At 40.9% G+C, this 17,315-nt stretch carries 12 protein-coding genes and 1 pseudogene; 12 read left to right on the top strand and 1 reads right to left on the bottom strand.

Going from position 1 to position 17,315, the window contains the following annotated elements; all coding sequences use genetic code 11:
* The first annotated feature begins 1 nt into the window (after window position 1).
* From OO184_RS05930 to OO184_RS05880, 11 genes and pseudogenes are all read left to right on the top strand, one after another.
* Window positions 2–1,138 carry a hydroxymethylglutaryl-CoA lyase-like TIM-barrel protein gene (locus tag OO184_RS05930; protein ID WP_265378384.1) on the top strand — a complete coding sequence of 379 codons (1,137 nt, stop codon included), beginning with the start codon at window positions 2–4 and terminating at the stop codon, window positions 1,136–1,138.
* Window positions 1,135–2,376, top strand: coding sequence for a 3-isopropylmalate dehydratase large subunit (locus OO184_RS05925; RefSeq protein ID WP_265378383.1), 1,242 nt, complete (start codon window positions 1,135–1,137; stop codon window positions 2,374–2,376). Before OO184_RS05930 ends, OO184_RS05925 begins: the two co-directional genes overlap by 4 nt.
* On the top strand, window positions 2,369–2,911 hold the full coding sequence (locus OO184_RS05920) for a LeuD/DmdB family oxidoreductase small subunit (protein ID WP_265378382.1): 543 nt from the start codon (window positions 2,369–2,371) through the stop codon (window positions 2,909–2,911). The genes OO184_RS05925 and OO184_RS05920 overlap by 8 nt, the downstream gene beginning before the upstream one ends.
* Window positions 2,912–2,922: 11 nt before the next feature.
* Window positions 2,923–3,708, top strand: a complete 786-nt coding sequence (locus OO184_RS05915) for a class I SAM-dependent methyltransferase (RefSeq protein WP_265378381.1) — start codon at window positions 2,923–2,925, stop codon at window positions 3,706–3,708.
* A complete protein-coding gene (locus OO184_RS05910; protein ID WP_265378380.1) occupies window positions 3,708–4,169 on the top strand; it encodes a GNAT family N-acetyltransferase in 462 nt (153 codons plus the stop codon). The genes OO184_RS05915 and OO184_RS05910 overlap by 1 nt, the downstream gene beginning before the upstream one ends.
* The gene (locus tag OO184_RS05905) at window positions 4,166–5,332 is read left to right on the top strand and encodes an ATP-grasp domain-containing protein (RefSeq protein ID WP_265378379.1); all 1,167 of its coding nucleotides are present in this window, start codon (window positions 4,166–4,168) and stop codon (window positions 5,330–5,332) included. Before OO184_RS05910 ends, OO184_RS05905 begins: the two co-directional genes overlap by 4 nt.
* Window positions 5,332–6,465 (top strand): ATP-grasp domain-containing protein, encoded by a 1,134-nt coding sequence (locus OO184_RS05900; RefSeq protein WP_265378378.1) that lies wholly within the window; start codon window positions 5,332–5,334, stop codon window positions 6,463–6,465. Before OO184_RS05905 ends, OO184_RS05900 begins: the two co-directional genes overlap by 1 nt.
* The gene (locus OO184_RS05895) at window positions 6,462–7,700 is read left to right on the top strand and encodes an MFS transporter (protein ID WP_265378377.1); all 1,239 of its coding nucleotides are present in this window, start codon (window positions 6,462–6,464) and stop codon (window positions 7,698–7,700) included. Before OO184_RS05900 ends, OO184_RS05895 begins: the two co-directional genes overlap by 4 nt.
* Window positions 7,693–8,703, top strand: coding sequence for a hypothetical protein (locus OO184_RS05890; protein WP_265378376.1), 1,011 nt, complete (start codon window positions 7,693–7,695; stop codon window positions 8,701–8,703). Before OO184_RS05895 ends, OO184_RS05890 begins: the two co-directional genes overlap by 8 nt.
* A 47-nt stretch (window positions 8,704–8,750) precedes the next feature.
* A pseudogene (locus OO184_RS05885) lies at window positions 8,751–9,205 on the top strand (RNA-guided endonuclease InsQ/TnpB family protein); the annotation flags it as partial.
* A gap of 781 nt (window positions 9,206–9,986) precedes the next feature.
* Window positions 9,987–10,790 carry an MBL fold metallo-hydrolase gene (locus tag OO184_RS05880; RefSeq protein ID WP_265378375.1) on the top strand — a complete coding sequence of 268 codons (804 nt, stop codon included), beginning with the start codon at window positions 9,987–9,989 and terminating at the stop codon, window positions 10,788–10,790.
* Between the two features lie 1,308 nt (window positions 10,791–12,098).
* Here the strand turns inward: OO184_RS05880 and OO184_RS05875 are convergent.
* On the bottom strand, window positions 12,099–12,221 hold the full coding sequence (locus tag OO184_RS05875) for a hypothetical protein (RefSeq protein ID WP_265378374.1): 123 nt from the start codon (window positions 12,219–12,221) through the stop codon (window positions 12,099–12,101).
* A gap of 46 nt (window positions 12,222–12,267) precedes the next feature.
* On the opposite strand from OO184_RS05875, the gene OO184_RS05870 reads away from it, so the two are divergent.
* Entirely contained in the window at window positions 12,268–17,301 is a 5,034-nt protein-coding gene (locus tag OO184_RS05870; protein ID WP_265378373.1) for an alpha-2-macroglobulin family protein, read from the top strand.
* Window positions 17,302–17,315: the final 14 nt, after the last annotated feature.

Below are 17,315 nucleotides of genomic sequence, written 5' to 3'. Positions count from 1 at the left end.
TATGACTATTCAACAGAATATTATTCTGGAAGACACAACGCTACGCGATGGTGAGCAGGCTCCTGGTGTTGCATTTTCAAAAGAAACAAAAGTGAGTATTTTTAATTTGTTGGTAGACTCCGGTGTTAAGTGGATAGAAGCTGGGATCCCAGCCATGAAAGGGGATGAAGTTCTGGCATTAGAAGAGATGCTGGAACGCAAGGATGAAGTGAATATTATCGGCTGGAATCGGGGGGTACTGGAGGATATTAAATATACTTTCTCTCTGGGATTTAAGGCGATACATATTGGCCTTCCGACTTCCAATATTCATCTTAAACACAGTGTGAGCAAAGACAGATATTGGTTGTTAACGACTGCTAGCGATATGATCAAATTCGCTAAAGATAAAGATGCGTTTGTCTCAATCAGTGCCGAAGATGTCGGCCGGACAGAAATCAGTTTTTTGCAAGAATATGCGGCTACCGTCGAGCGGGCTGGTGCCGATCGTTTACGTCTTTCAGACACTATAGGCATTCTGAATAGCCAGCAATATGCACAGCGGGTTTCTGCTGTTCGTCAGGCATCTGCCATTGATTTGCAGTGTCACTGCCATAATGACTTCGGGCTGGCTGTAGCCAATACGCTGGCGGGTCTTGAAGCGGGGGCTCGTTATTTCCATGTCTGTGTTAATGCGATGGGGGAACGAGCCGGAATGCCGGATTTAGCCCAGATGGTAATGGCTCTGCAACATTTCTATCAGATAGATACCGGTGTTGATACCCGACAACTTACCCGCCTCTCTCAGAAAGTCGCTCAGGCCAGTAAACATACAATTTCTCCCTGGCAACCTATTGTTGGTGATAATGTTTTCGCCCATGAGTCCGGTATTCATGTCAATGGGATGCTGAAAGATAGCAAAACATTTGAACCTTTTGAGCCTGAGCAGGTTGGCGGTCAGCGTCGTCTGGTTGTCGGCAAGCATTCCGGTCGGGCTATCCTACAAAATATGTTAGAAGAAGATAGCATAAAGACAGATCCACAGGCGCTGGAATATTGCCTGGCGCTGGTACGAAAGGTTGCCGGAGAATATCCCGGCGGGATCCCAATACATGTATTGCATGAACTCTATCAGCAGGCAGAAGGAACATCAGCATGATGATTCATGAACAACCTATCGTTAATCAGATTATTGCTGAACACAGCCGGAAACCTAGGGTTGTGGCTAAGGAGCTGATCACTGTTGATGTCGATAGAATTTATGTTCAGGATGGGAATTCACCGACTATCGCTAAACTCTTTCGCCAGCATAATTTGAAACGGGTTCTGCACCCGGAAAAAATTGGGTTTTTCTTCGACCATTCAGTGATTGTGCCCGATAAGTTAATGGCTGAACGTGTTAATGAAGCAATGGAATTTGCCAAATCGATTGGTGTCAATATTTTCACCAGAGGTGAAGGTATCAGCCATTTAATTGCCTTGGAAGAGCAGTGGTTTCAACCCGGCAACATTGTGATTGGAGCTGATTCTCATACTTGTACAGGGGGGGCCGTACAGTCACTGGCCTTAGGCATGGGAGCTTCAGATGTATTGGCAGCAATGCTGACTGGGCAGACTTGGCTGAAAGTGCCGGAAACAGTCAGTTTGAGTATTTCCGGTCAACCCCATCCGGCTACGCGGACTAAAGATGTGATGCTCGCTTTACTGCGACATTTCGGGCAATCCCCCTTTTTATACCGTTCAGTAGAGCTATGTGGGGAATGGAGCCAGACACTTTCCTTAGATTCTGCTGCCAGTTTCGCCAGTATGGGTGTTGAACTTGGCGCCAAATGTGTTTTTATGCCGGATGGGCCAGGCAGGCCAGCCAATATGCGGCCTATCAATCCAGAGGTTGTTGATCATCATCTGACATTTTCGCTGTCAGAACTGACGCCGCATATCTCTCTGCCACATTCCCCTGCTCAGGCGGTACCGCTGGAAACGCTGTCAGGGCAGAAGATAGATTATGTCTTTATCGGTAGTTGTACCAACAGCCGATTAGAAGATATTGCGGAAGTAGCGGCAATCCTTGATAAGCACTGCGTACATCAGGATGTTCATTGTATTGTTACGCCTGGTTCAAAACGTGTATATCTGGAAGCTATGCGACGTGGCTATATTGAAAAAATTGTTTCTGCGGGTGCTCTGGTGACTCCTCCCGGGTGTGGGGCTTGTGTTGGCACACAAGGTACCATTCCCGCCAAAGGGGAAAGGGTTCTTTCAACGATGAACCGGAATTTTCAAGGGCGTATGGGCAATTCTGAAGCGGAAATTTATCTTTCATCGCCTTTGGTTGCAGCAAATGTGGCATTACATGGCAGAGTGCCGCTGATTACGGAGCTTGAATGGCATGATTGATCAAAAAAACGATTTTGCAAAAAGGGATCTTAGCAAAAATCAACGTGTCAGGATGATTACGGGAGATATTTCTACCGACGATATTATTCCTGCGCGTTATAAACATATGTACACCGAGCCAGCTCAACTGGCTCCTCATCTATTTGAAAACCGGTTTCCTGAGTTTATCTCTACACTTCAACCCGGAGATATCATTGTCTGTAATGGTATTTTTGGTATTGGCAGTTCAAGGGAACAGGCGGTGAGCACTTTATTAGCAGTAGGTATACCTATGGTTGTTGCTCCCGCTTTCGGGAGGATTTTTTTCCGCAACGCATGGAATCTTGGCTTGTTAGCGATTGAAGCCGACATTGAAGGTTTTCGTGAAGGATTAGTTGTTGAATGCTTAATTAACGAAGGCCGTTTTATCGCTGAAACGTCATTAGCGGATTTTTATCCACCATCTGAACAAATGTTGGCTGTTGTCCGCTCAGGTGGACGACTCAATTACATTTTTAGTCAATTACCTGAAGACCCATCACCCAAAGAGAAGTAGCAGAGGATAATATGACACAGCATAAAGAAAAATTTGATGGTTTGGCTAAAAGTTATGATCGCTATCGCCCTCGTTACCCGCAGGCATTTTTCCGTGAAATTTGCCACTGGCTGCCTAAAGATAGGACACTGTCTGTTGTCGATATTGGTGCTGGAACCGGCATTGCTCTCGAAGGGCTGGCAAATCTGCTTGGTCAGCAACACCACTACACTGCCATTGATATTTCGCAGGATATGATCGACACCGGTAAACAGAAACTGCCGTGGGTCAGTTGGTTACATAGCAGTGCTGAACAGCATTTAGCCAATGTGGGTAATCCTGACCTGATCATGGCAGCCCAATCTTTTCAATGGATGGATCGGGCAACGGTATTAAATCTGGTTAGAAACAGTCTGGCAGATAACGGAATCATAGCGATTCTGCAAAATAACCGAGATTACCGGCATAGTGAATTTCTGAATGAGTATGAAAATCTGCTGGAAGAATTAAGCCCTAACTATAGCCGTCACTATCGGGATTTTGATTATGCGCAGGAATTGAATTCTGCATTCCTGCATGAAAATGCCCTCCATATTACACTCAATACCCGCTGGAGTATGCCTATTCTCGGAGAAGCATTTATCGGGATGAGTCGTTCATCGACTCAAGTGCAACGTGCTTTAGCTGCCCACGGTGAATTATTTATCGGAAGATTAAAAATGCTGGTGGATAAATATCAATTTGAGGGGAAATTGGCAATTTTATATGAAAGCCAACTGTTTATGGTTGTTAAGCAGGTTAATTATGGAAATGAATAATGTCAGAAATAGCGATCAGTTTCTCTATACCAACTGAGAAAGATATCAAGGGAATATTAGCACTCTTGCAAGACGTTTATCTGCCGTTTGTAGCTGATTTTATGCCGACAGCACTGAATGAAACGCCCGTCAGTATTATGGAGAAGTTAATTTATTGGAGAGTTGCTAAATATGATAATCAGGTTGTTGCGGCTGTATTAATTGAGCAAGAAGACGATAATTTAACGTTCAGTTATTTATCTGTATTACCGGCATTCAGGTGCCGAGGTATTGCCAGCAAATTACTCAATATCATTTGCCAAGAGGCAGTCCAGCAGGCGCAATTACCTATTATTATTGCATTACGTCGTTCACTGGAGATGAATATTCATTTCTTTACTCGACGAGGATTTGAATATTTAGGCCATTTTAATACCAACGAACACGATCTCTATATCTGGCGATCAGGAGAAAATAAATGAATAATACGGTTATTGTATTAGGATATCGTGAAGGTATTGCGACAGCTTTAACCCGTCAGGGATATCAGATTATTCATATAGTGGAAAGAGTTAAACCTGCCCTTAATGACACGAAATACTATATGGTTAAAAATCTGGAGGATGCACAAGAAGTTCTGCGGTGTGTATTAAACTTTTCCTTACATACAGTTATAGGTATTGTTACAGGCAACGAAGACGGTGTATTCACGGCGGCAATATTACGAGATATGTTGCAATTACCTGGCCCTAAAGATTATCGTAATACTTTATATTTTCGGGATAAATATTTACAGAAACAGAAGCTGGCATACCTTGTCCCTCATGCTTATTGCCGGTATGTAACCCGTGATGACGATTATTCACAATTGGTTGTTGAGTTGGGTACCCCTTTCATTATAAAACCAGCTAATGGCATGGGTTCTTTTGCTACTATTGCTATTAATTCAAGATCAGAGTATGAAACTTATTTCCAACAGTATGAAAAAAATCTAAGTAATGTGGCCTACGTTGCGGAAAATAAGATCACTGCTGCTGAATTTTGTGTTGATGGGATTTGGTCTGAAGGTAAATTACATTGGTTTTCTATCAGTCAATATGCTACCCCTGTGATGCAATGTAATGAAGGAAAAACACTGGCTTTACAAATACTGTCACGTCAAGATTTTCCAGATATTTACCAACAAATTGATCAGTTTTGTCCACGTATTTTGGAACATTTAAATGCCGCTAACGGGGTATTCCATCTTGAATTTTTTAAAAATGAGGAAGGGGTATTTTTTAGTGAATGTGCTTTAAGACCTGCTGGTGCCCGGCTACCTGAAATAATAAAACTGAGCTACAGTGTCGATCTATATAGTGCTCATGCCACACTTTCTTTGGGGCTACCTTATGAACACCACCTGCCTGAATATCCTTCTCAGCTTTTTGCTGTTGTGCTATTACGTGCTTTTGACGGTGTTTCACTGACAAAACAGGACTTTTACCAGAATTTTGATTTGGTTGAACTGGATTGGACAGAAGATACACAGATGCAATCTCAAGGCATTTATGGTCGTGCTGGCTACGCGATTATCACGCATAAGGATCACCACATACTAGTAGAAAATGTCAACAAACTTATTGCATTTACGGGAGCACGATAATGTTTGAACGAGCCCTTATTCTGGATACTCACAAAACAATGTTAGAACAATCGATTAATCAACATCAGGATATTGATTATATTCGTGTTTCTGAACCGCAGGTGTACTTTGCTCCACAGGAGGAAACGCTGGCAAAAATAGATAACATAATGAATCAGACACCTTTTCATTATGTGGTTGCAAGTTCAGAAAGTAACATGGCATTTGCCGGATTTCTCCGTAGTCGCTATGGATTGCCAGGCTTAAATTATGAACAGGCGTTATGTGTAACCAATAAATGGCGTATGCGTAAATGTCTTGAAGATGAATTACCTGCCCCAAGGTGTTGGCTTTCAGGTCATTTCTACAACAATTTTGCACAATGCACTCAAGGAGCAGCCACCCATTTTATTATTAAGCCGCTGTCTAGTTCTTCATGCCAGAATGTTGAACGTCTAACCGTCGATCAGCTGTATCAAAAACTTACTTATCTAGATACATTAATGTTGATTGAGGAAGAGATAGATATAGAAGAAGAATTCCATCTTGACGGTATCGTCAATTTGTCTGAGATCTCTGTAGCCTGCCTTTCTTGTTACAGCCTTCCTATCCTCAGTGCCAGAGGTCAAACAAGGGCAAGTATTCACTTACCTTCATCCCACTCAATGTTTTCAATAGCCTATTCTATGGCTCAACGAGCCATTGCCAAGTTAGCGCTAAAACAAGGCGTTTTTCATATGGAAGTTTACAGACGGGGTGAACGATTAATTTTTGGTGAAATTGGCCTACGGCCACCGGGAGTTGGCGTTGCTGAATCACTATTGCGTTTTACTGGAGTAGATTTATGGCAGGCTTTTGTTAACAGCCAGTTACTGCGTCCAATTAATAATATACCATCACAGGATTATCATGGTTATTCTGGGGTTATTGGTGTTTATCCAGAGGGACACAGCGCATCAGATTTATTATGTTTACCAAATGTTGTTGCTGTATCGGAATTAGAAAAAACACGCCATAAAATGACACGTACTGGTGCTCATGATTTTCACTATTTGGCATTCGCCTCATGTCAAAGTCTGGTTGAATTTCATAATTTGATTAATCAATTGTCAGAATCTTCCCCATCAACGCATGTTAAGAGAGAAGTACAATGAAGAATCAACAGTTATTGCGGAAAAAATTTATAGGGTTTCAAACCTATACGGCTTTTTCTGCCTTAGCTGAGGGGATGCAAAGTGTGATTATTCTCTGGTTGGTTTTCCAAATCACACACAGTCCGTTAGCTGTCAGTCTCACGATAATAGCAGGGTATCTTCCGTCTGCAATTATGGGTTTTTTTCTTCTTTCATTTGCTGATACTAAAAACCCTACCCGGCAACTCACTGTCAGTAATGGCATCCTCACTCTGTCAGCACTCTGCCTGCCGCTGTTTTTTTTATTTTCAGCAACACAATCTACACTACTTATGCTGGCAGTTGTAACTGTACAAAGTATTTTATCTCTAGTGAAGATGTTCAATAAAACGTCGGTTAACCGTATTGTCCGGGATAATTTTACGCCGGAGGATGGCAGTAAAATGTTGCAAATTTCGGCATCAAATATTCAGATTTCACAAACATTGGGTGCTGCATTGGGAGGGGTATTTCTCACATTGGATGCTGGTAATACAGGCTTATTTATTGCTGGTTTTTTTTATGCCGCCAGTACAATAGCGACCGGCTTTTTTACTTCTTTTACTTCATCAGTGATACCAACAACAGTTCATGCCGATAAAAAACAGAAAAAACTACTGGATAAAGCGTATCTCGTTCATGTATTTAGCCGACAGGAATTAAGAAAAATATTATTATTTTCCATTCCTTCCAGTGGTACATTTCAATTTATTAATACCTCTTTACCACCACTAGCTGATACTCTTACTGAATCGGGAGCGAATTTTTATGCGTCACTCAATATTAGCTGTATGATAGCGGGGTTTATCTCTGGGTTACTTCTGTCGCGAAAAATAGTCGGAGAAAAATTTATTCTTAATCATGCGCTGTTAATCAGTGCAATCATAATTGTATTAATGGCTGGAACAGAGAATAAATATCTTGTAGCGGCTTTGTTATTTTGTACAACACTGTTTATCACCTGTCATATTATATGTATTCAAGTGAAATGTAATCAGGTACCTGAAAAACAGGATGTCGGCAAATTTATTATGCTAAGAACATCCATTGCATCATTGTCTAAGATAACGTTTTCATTAAGTGCTGGGGCATTATTATCACTCTTTTCTCTGAGAACCACTTATTACCTGATGGTTGGTATCTTATTATTATTTTCTTTGCAATGGTATTTATCTCAGAGAGATTTACTTGATAAAGGAATAAAAAAACATGAATAATATAACTTATCGTCGGTTAGTTATTTCACAAATAAATAATAAAAAGTCTCTGCTTTTTCCAACCCTTCCGGATACATTATCACATAAAATATGGTCTTTATTAGGTTGGAATGAGATAACATTGAAACGTTTTCTCCGTGCGGAAAAAATATTTGTCACTTTACCTCATGCCAGTCCTAATATCTTTTTTCCACGCGCTGGTGTCAGCAAATTCGTTACCGACAAACAAAAGGAAGATCATGAAGTTTTTCATCTCCGGGTTGTGTTGACTCACACAAATTTTAGTGATCTTGGCTGGCGCCCTTATTCTTGGTGGTATCTCAATGAGGAAGGAGTATTAATAAAACAATCTATATTCAGTCGTAATAAAAAGAAAAAGCATTATATTATTGCCAGCCAACCTCCTTTATTGTCAGATAAACAGTATTATCCCCCTGTTTTTTGGCAGGGAATACAATTAGCGCAATATGCCGATAATCTGGCTCTCTCATATATTATTTTGCAGGCTTTTCAGGAACAGTTATCGGGATTTTCTCTTGCCGGCAGAACCCTTTATCTCCCATTGGATATATTGATCTTATTGATGCAGACACTTGCCAGACAGCAACCTAGTATACACCCTTGGTTATTGAATTTATTAACTCATGCACAAAGCCGAAAACTTAATGAATATCAGCTTGAAGATACACATCAGTGGGAAAATGCATATGTTTATGATAATTATACAAATATATCACTATTATTTCCGTTAGCTCCGACTGCAATCGTCGGGGGAATAAAGATGCAGAGGTATTGGCCGGATATTATTGATAGTGTCATCATAATTAATGAAAAAACCACAATGCCTTGCCCGATACCACAATATCTTACTTTTCCACAGTGTCAGGAATATCTGTTACCTTATCGGCCTAAACAGAAAACATTACGCCAAATTCAGATGGCAGATATTGAATACAGTCTTGCAATGGCAATAACCGAACATCAGCTTTATGTAACTTCATAGATCTGTTACTACATACTTAGGCGGGTAGTAAGAACGGGAAATATCTCTCCACGCTGATTGTGGGACTGGATGCCGGTGTGGAGAAGCTCGCCATACTGTCTGATGGTATAGTTTTCGAGCCGATAAACAGTTTTAAATCTTGTCAGAAGAAACTGACGACACTTTAGCGCCGGTTAAGCCTAAAGTAAAATTTAGCCGCAACTGGCAAAAGCATAAACGTAAAGTCCAGAGCATACACGCCTGTATCGCCAATATCCGCAAAGACTACTTTCATAAAGTCACCACGAATATTAACAAAAACTATGCCGTAATCGTCATTGAGGGCTTAAAGGTCAAAAATTTGTTAAAGTCAGCGGCGGGGATGGTTGAACAACTCGGGAGCCACGTCAGGGCAAAATCTGAATTAAATCGCGCGATATTGGATCAGGGTTGGTATGAAATGCGCCGTCAGCTTGAATACAAACAACGCTGGCGGAGTGGTCAGGTCCTTACCGTCCCTCCGCCTGAGTTACGAAATGCGAGGATGGGAGAGGATGTCAATGGAGGGATTAATTTTGCTGCTAAATTTATATAGTCGAATATAGAGAATGCTTAATATTTACTGTGTTAATTTATTGAGTTAAATTTATTTACAAGGTAGGGATAAATGTTTATATAAATTATTTTAAAATATATTAATTCTATTTTTACATAAAAATAATATATTTTTTATCGTATTAATAAAGGTGTTAATAATGGTTAGATATAAATGGATAGGTTATGTTTATAACGACATGTGATATTTCTATAATTATTGATTGTTCTATTTAGATATTTTTATGTAATATAAAGTCAAATTATATCTGATAAATATATTATGTTTTTATCTTATAATATAGATAAAGTAAGAGTGGAAATGTAAGTCAATTACGGGCTTAATAGTGATATTTTAAATTAAGCATTGTCAACTGAATTAGGTATTAGTATAGTAAATCTAATTAAATTGTCTGAATAACCTATCGTTGAATTTTATTTTTTAATAATATATTTTTCTTGGCTTTAAAAATATGTTGTACAGTAAGGGATAATATTTTCATGTTAATATTGCAAGGCAATAAGTATGATAAAGAGATAATCATTTTATGTTGAAAAATTAACGGTTATCAGAGGGCGGTAATTTGTGATCTGCTTATAAAAATGTGACGATATAATGGCTTTTCATTATTTTATTGATGTACGTCAATGCTATTGTTACCCGTATCGTTTAATAGAAGCATTACTTCAACAAAACTAATGGATATGCCATGTCATTAAAAATAACTGTACTCCTGGAAAATAAAACATCTGATTCATATTTGATAGCCAAGCCTGGTTTAAGCCTTTTACTTGAGGACGGTGAAGAGAAGATAATTTTTGATACTGGTCCAGATGGTAGCTATATTGAGAATGCGAATAGGATGGGAATATCGATTGATGATATATCCAAAATTGTTATCTCTCATGGGCATTCTGACCATATAGGCGGTGTTAACTATTTTCCGCATAATGCTAAATTAATATGTCATCCTGATGCATTAAGTGAGAAATATTATGGTGTTATGTTCAATAAAAAGAGTGTGTTAAAGTTCAAAAAAATATCGGGTAAAATTAATAAAAGAGTTAAGAAGCGAGTTTTTTTTCGCTTAACGAAATCGCATATGAAAATAAGCGATAGATTTATTTTTTCAGGCGAAATAGCAAATAGTCATCGAAAGTCCTATGGGTTAATTAGAAAAAGTTCTTGGGCTAATGATTATATACTTGATGATAGTGCATTAATTTGGAAGAGCGATAATGGACTGGTGATTATCATTGGTTGTGGTCATTCTGGTATTTGTGAAATTATTAACCACGCTAAAATGATTACTGGTGTAGACAAAGTATATGCGGTAATAGGCGGATTGCATTTAAGGAGAGCGTTACCGACAGAGTTATTGAAGATTAGAGAATTTTTCATAAAAGAAGGTATAAAACAAGTTTATGGATGTCATTGTACTGGTAGCTGGGGAAGACTTTGGTTACCGAATGTCAAACAACTGAAAACAGGGCAAGTATTGTTAGTTGAATAACATAATGAAAGTTATTAAGAAAATGGATGTTCATCGAGTTATTGCCCCATTTGCGATAGCGTTGGGGTTAGTGCTTTTTTCTGTTTTAAATAATTGGGATTATAATAACGATAGGTTAATATTTTTATTGCTAAATTTATTCACGCTTTTTATTGCATTTTTTCATCATAGAGGATTTTATTCATATTTTATAGAAAGAAATTTGTATAGTCAGTGTTTCACAAAAACAATTATTGCCACTTTTGATAAGAAAGTGGCACCCTATATCAATATATTGTGATTTTATTTAATGTCTATTTTGTTAAGTTTGATTTTATAATTCTATTGGGGTAATTTGTTATATCTCTATATTTTGAGAGTTATTTTTATATATTCTCTATTGCCGGGTTTATTTTGTAGTTAAGTCTGGAGTTGAAGGTTAGGTATGGTGATAATTTTTAGGAAATGAGTTTTTAATTAAATTGAATAGGTGGTTGATAATATTGGTTAATTAATGGTGATTTTTGTATAAAATATTAAATGTGTTTAACTTTTTTATTTGTATTTTTTTGTTTTTTGCTGTCATATAATTGAGGTAATGATTAATTCAGATCGTTGTTAATAATGAATTAAATGAATGGTTAAATATACCGTTGTTAAGATTGTTTATTGATTTTCTTGATTAAAGTAATTAATTCATAAAGGATGTAAATAATAGTAATAAACTATGAAATAATCATCGATATTGTTTGGTATACAATCCTATTGCCATACTTTGTCAGGAAAAGTAACAGTATGTTGGGGCCGAATATATTTAATTCGATAATGACAGTTTTCTGTTTTATTAAATTTGTTTTAACGGTCGATTTTATATTATTTTACTGCTTGTAAATTATCGAATAGGTCGTTTAGTAAAGGGCTATCTCCGGTCATTGAGGAAAATGACGAAAAATGTTTTTACTAAATACATAGAGTTCTTAATGAAAAATTGAATCGATAAATTTAGATTTATTTATCGTCTTGGTGATGTTTAATTCATTAAAATAACAGGCTATTATATAAACCCAATGTTTGTATGTTGCCTGTATAAATAGGCGGTATGTCGTTGATCAATGGGTATGTAGTTTCGATAGGTATATAGTTGATCGATAGGTATATAGTTGATTATGTCCGTTTGGTTTGAATCCAATATATACCCTATGGATTTCAAGATGCATCGCGACGGCAAGGGAGCGAATCCTCGGGAGCATAGATAACTATGTGACCGGGGTGAGTGCAGCCAACAAAGAGGCAACTTGAAAGATAACGGGTATATATACCCTATGGATTTCAAGATGCATCGCGACGGCAAGGGAGTGAATCCCCGGGAGCATAGCGAACTATGTGACCGGGGTGAGCGAGTGCAGCCAACAAAGAGGCAACTTGAAAGATAACGGGTATAAAGTTATTCATTAAATCCTGCCACTAGTTGGTTGGAGTTAAGACAGAGGTTATGGTTATGAATCAAGGTCAATTCTGGCAACGACCAGGAAGAAACAAGCGTTATTTGGCAGTGATTTTGGCTTCTTTGTTGATGCTTTCTGGTTGTGACCAGTCTGATAGCACTGATAGTAATCAATCTGCTCAATCACAGTCCTCAGAAATTCAAAGCGAAAAAGCACCTCAACAATCAAATATTCCACCAAAATCAGTAAAACAACAGAAAGACGCAGCATCACTGGCTGAATTAGCAAAACGTTATGCCGGTAAACCCGTGAAGATTTTGGATGCTTCTGAAGTTCAGCTTGATGGCGCTAGTGCAATGGTGGTGACATTTTCTGTTCCTTTAGATCCGAATCAGGATTTTGCGCAGAATGTCCGTTTGGTGGATGTCAAAGAGGGTAAACTTGATGGGGCGTGGGAACTGTCAGATAACATGATGGAGCTTCGCTTACGCCATTTGCCGCCATCTCGTGAGTTGCAATTGACCGTAGATAAGGGCGTTAAAGGTATCAATGATCGTCAACTCGAAACGGCTTATGGGAAAACCCTGACGACCACTACGATTTCTCCGTCTGTCGGTTTCGCCAGTAAAGGTTCTTTGTTACCCAGTAAGGTCGCTCAAGGTTTGCCGGTATTGTCCCTGAATGTTAATCGTGTTGATGTTAATTTTTTCAGGATAAAAGAGGCGGCATTACCAGCTTTTATTGCACAGTGGCAATATCGCAACAATATGGGTTCTTGGGAATCTGAAGAGGTGCTCAAAGGTGCGGAACTGGTGTATACCGGCCGTTTCGATTTGAATCCAACACTGAATACTCGCGAAAAATTACTGCTGCCATTAAATAATATCAAAGAGTTACAGAAAGACGGTGTTTATCTGGCGGTGATGCAACAAGCGGGTAAATACACCGACACTAATCCAGCAACAATGTTTACCTTAAGCGACATTGGTGTTTCTATGCACAGCTATCTGGATAAGATGGATGTGTTTACCCAATCTTTGGCGCAAGGTAGCAGCCTGCAAGGGGTGGAAATACGCCTGTTGGATGAGAAAGGGCAGTTATTGTCGAAGGCAACAACGGACGCTGATGGACACGTCAGCTTAGAGAAAAATGCGAAAGCAAAACTATTGCTGGCTACTCATGACCAGCAAATCAGTATGATTGATTTGGTATCGCCGGCGCTGGATCTGTCTGAATTTGATATCTCCGGCCCACAAGGATACAGCAAACAATTTTTTGTTTTCGGACCTCGTAATCTCTATCGTCCGGGTGAGACGTTGATTGTCAATGGCTTGTTGCGTGATGGCGATGGCCGCGCAATAAAAAGTCAGCCAGTTAAAGTGGATGTATTGAAAACCGATGGTCAGGTTGTTCGTAGTTTTGTCTGGCAACCTGACAATGGATTATATCAGTATCGCTATGCGATCCCTCAGTCAGCGGCTACCGGGCTCTGGTCGTTACGTTTTGATCTGGGCGATAATAAACCTCGTTATTACAAGTTTAATGTAGAAGATTTTATGCCGGAGCGCCTGGCGCTGGAGATTAGCAGTGAGTCGCAACCGGTGATGAAAGACCACAACGTGGATTTCGCGATTAAAGGCCGTTATCTGTATGGCGCGCCTGCTGCATATAATCGTCTGCAAGGGCAATTATTCTTACGTCCGGCTCGTAATGCGGTAGCAAAATTGCCCGGCTATGAATTTGGCGCGGCTACGGAGGACAATCTTAGCCGCACATTGGATGAGTTTGACTTGGTTTTAGATGATGGCGGTAAAGCCGCGCTTAATGTCAGTGCCGATAACTGGGGTTCAGTCTCTTCGCCGGTAAACGTGATTGTACAGGCCAGTTTGCTTGAATCGGGTGGCCGTCCGGTGACTCGTCGGGTTGAACAGGCCATTTGGCCGACAGAAAAGTTGGTTGGTATTCGTCCGCTGTTTAATCAGAAAGAGGTTTATGACTATCGCATAGGTCGTTACCAAAGCCGTTATAATGTGGATGAAAATTCACTGGCGCAATTTGCGGTGGTGTATGCCGATGCCAATGGAAAAAAATACCCTGCAAAAGATTTAACTGCCCGTCTGGTTTATGAACGCCGTGACTATTATTGGCGTTGGTCGGATGATGAAGGTTGGCAATCAGGCTATGACCAGAAAGATTTGGTGATGGCGGATGAACATATTCAGATTGCTCAAGATGGTACGGCACAGGTCAGTTTCCCGGTTGATTGGGGGGCGTACCGTATTGAAGTGGTTAATCCAGAAAATCAATTAGTGACCAGCGTTAATTTCTGGGCGGGTTACTCATGGCAGGACAATACCGGCGGCACAGGGGCTGTTCGTCCTGATCAAGTCAAGTTATCTCTGGATAAACCCGCTTATCAAGTAGGTGAGAAGATAAAATTGCATATGGTCGCGCCACAGGCCGGTAAAGGTTATCTGTTGGTGGAATCCAGCGAAGGGCCGCTTTGGTGGCAAAAAATTGATGTGCCAGAGCAAGGTTTGGATGTGGAAGTGCCGGTAAATAAAGAGTGGCGTCGTCATGACCTTTATTTAACTGCTGTGGTAGTGCGGCCAGAGGATAAATCCCGTCAGGCGACGCCGAAACGTGCCATTGGCGTGTTGCATCTGCCGTTAGTTGATGAAAATCGTAAGCTTGATTTGACATTATCCGCACCAGAAAAAATGCGGCCGAATCAGAATTTGACCGTTAAAGTCAAGGCGACGCCACAGCAAGGGCGGAAATTACCCAAACAGGTTAATGTGCTGCTTTCTGCGGTTGATACGGGGGTGTTGAATGTCACGAATTTTAAAACTCCGGACCCCTATGAAGCTTTCTTTGGTCGTAAGCGCTACAGCGTCGATCAATATGATGTGTATGGTCAGTTGATTGAAGGTGAAGGCCGTCTGGCGAATCTGCGTTTTGGCGGTGACGGTGATGATAGCGCCCTTGATCGTGGCGGTAGGAAACCATTAACCGAAGTTAAGATTATCGCTGAACAAGCACAGCCAGTGACATTGGATGAGAATGGGGAAGGGCAGATCATTTTGCCAATTCCTGATTTCAATGGTGAATTGAGGTTGATGGCTCAAGCGTGGAGTGAAGATGAATTCGGCCACGGTGAAAGTAAAGTTGTCGTTGCTGCTCCGGTGGTTGCACAGATGGCATTACCTCGGTTTATGGCCGGTGGCGATAGTGCATTGCTGTCGTTGGATTTAACTAATTTAACTGAACAGAGGCAAGATTTGATTTTGAACTTTGCCGCTAATGACCTGATTAAGTTAGAAGGGGAGGCGAGCAAAGAGATAACACTGGAAAAAGGCAAACGCACCACAGTGGAGATTCCGGTCACAGCGGATTTGGGGGTTGGTCAAGGAGAGGTTTCGCTGACGGTTGATGGTCTGAATTTACCCGGTGAGAATCTGAAACAGTATAAAAATAGTTGGCAGATTGGCGTGCGTCCGGCACAGCCAGCAGAAACGGTTCTGTTCGCTAATGTGATTCATCCGGGAGAGGATTGGCAGTTGCCGTCAGATGCCTTATCGGGTTTATCACCAGAAGGGGCCGAGGGGCAGTTGTTACTGAGCAGCCGTCCGCCGTTACAGATTTCACGCTATATTCGTGAATTGTACGCCTATCCGTATGGCTGCCTTGAGCAGACGATCAGTGGGCTTTACCCGTCACTCTATTCAAACAAATCAGAGCTAAATGATCTGGGTATTATGGCGGAAGATGATAATAAACGTCGGGCAAGTATTGATGAGGGAATTATTCATCTGGTGAGTATGCAGCGTCATGACGGTAGCTTTGCTTTATGGGATAAAACCGGTGATGAAGAGTATTGGTTAACGGCTTATGCCACGGATTTTCTATTCCGTGCAAGTCAACGAGGTTATAGCGTACCCAAAGAGGTGTTGATTTCTGCCAATAATCGCCTGTTACGTTATTTACAGGATAAGAGTGTTATTAACTATTCCTACAGCCAAAATCAGGAAGCAATGCGATTCTCGGTTCAGGCTTATGCCGGGCTGGTGCTTGCCAATCAACAGCAAGCGCCATTGGGTGCTTTGAGACAAGTTTATGAACGCCGTCAGCAAGCCGACAATGGTTTGTCACTGGTACAACTGGGCGTTGCACTGAAACTGATGGGGGATAACCCCCGAGCAGATGAGGCGGTGCGTTTGGGGATCAGTAAAAACCGTAATGATGATTTAGATTTAGGTGATTACGGCAGTGCCATCCGTGACAACGCAATGATTGTTGCTCTGTTGACTGAAAATAATATGCTGATAAAGGAACGTGACGAAAAATTGTTGGCGCTGTCTGATGAATTGACATCCCGCAATTATTTCTCAACTCAGGAGAGTAATTCACTCTATCTGGCGGGACGTTTCTTTATTGATACATCGGCGCAACCGTGGAAGGCTGTGATTAATCAACGGGCTTCAATAATAGGTAGGGACAAACCCTATAGTGAGATGCTGTCTCCACAGGATATTCAGCAAGATGTGAGTATCAGTAACCTTGGTGACAGCACGCTCTATTCACGAGTGAATGTGGTGGGCTACCCACTGCGCTCTCCGAAACCTTACGCTAATGTGCTGAAAATTCAGCGTAGCTATCTGGATATGCAGGGTAATCCGATTTCCATTGACCATCTGAAAAGCGGTGAAATGGTGGTTGTGAAGCTGGTGGTGAGTTCAGATAAACCTGTACAGGATGCTTTGATTGTTGATTTATTGCCCGCCGGTTTGGAGCTGGAAAACCAGAATTTGGCTAACAGCAGCGCCAAGTTGAGTGAGAGTGCCGCTAATCTTCAGGAGTTGATTGGCGATATGCAGCAGGCGACGATTCGTCATATTGAATATCGTGATGATCGATATGTGGCGGCAGTCGCGGTTGATCCGTCTCAGCCGGTGACGTTGCTCTATCTGGCTCGCGCGGTAACGCCAGGAATCTACACAATTCCTGCGCCACAGGTGGAATCTATGTATGTGCCTTACTGGCGTGCAGTTGGTTCTACACCTGAAAAACTGGAAGTTGTCCGCTAAATTTGTCAGCCCTT

It is taken from the genome of Photorhabdus aballayi, assembly GCF_026153155.1.
Taxonomy (GTDB): Bacteria; Pseudomonadota; Gammaproteobacteria; order Enterobacterales; family Enterobacteriaceae; genus Photorhabdus; species Photorhabdus luminescens.
Note: the sequence above shows the minus strand (reverse complement) of the source record. Positions and strands in the feature narration are given on the sequence as shown.

Coding starts and splice junctions, on each gene's coding strand:
- OO184_RS05930 (WP_265378384.1), top strand. CDS start 2: ATGACTATTCAACAGAATATTATTCTGGAAGACACAACGCTACGCGAT.
- OO184_RS05925 (WP_265378383.1), top strand. CDS start 1,135: ATGATGATTCATGAACAACCTATCGTTAATCAGATTATTGCTGAACAC.
- OO184_RS05920 (WP_265378382.1), top strand. CDS start 2,369: ATGATTGATCAAAAAAACGATTTTGCAAAAAGGGATCTTAGCAAAAAT.
- OO184_RS05915 (WP_265378381.1), top strand. CDS start 2,923: ATGACACAGCATAAAGAAAAATTTGATGGTTTGGCTAAAAGTTATGAT.
- OO184_RS05910 (WP_265378380.1), top strand. CDS start 3,708: ATGTCAGAAATAGCGATCAGTTTCTCTATACCAACTGAGAAAGATATC.
- OO184_RS05905 (WP_265378379.1), top strand. CDS start 4,166: ATGAATAATACGGTTATTGTATTAGGATATCGTGAAGGTATTGCGACA.
- OO184_RS05900 (WP_265378378.1), top strand. CDS start 5,332: ATGTTTGAACGAGCCCTTATTCTGGATACTCACAAAACAATGTTAGAA.
- OO184_RS05895 (WP_265378377.1), top strand. CDS start 6,462: ATGAAGAATCAACAGTTATTGCGGAAAAAATTTATAGGGTTTCAAACC.
- OO184_RS05890 (WP_265378376.1), top strand. CDS start 7,693: ATGAATAATATAACTTATCGTCGGTTAGTTATTTCACAAATAAATAAT.
- OO184_RS05880 (WP_265378375.1), top strand. CDS start 9,987: ATGTCATTAAAAATAACTGTACTCCTGGAAAATAAAACATCTGATTCA.
- OO184_RS05875 (WP_265378374.1), bottom strand. CDS start 12,221: ATGAATAACTTTATACCCGTTATCTTTCAAGTTGCCTCTTTGTTGGCT.
- OO184_RS05870 (WP_265378373.1), top strand. CDS start 12,268: ATGAATCAAGGTCAATTCTGGCAACGACCAGGAAGAAACAAGCGTTAT.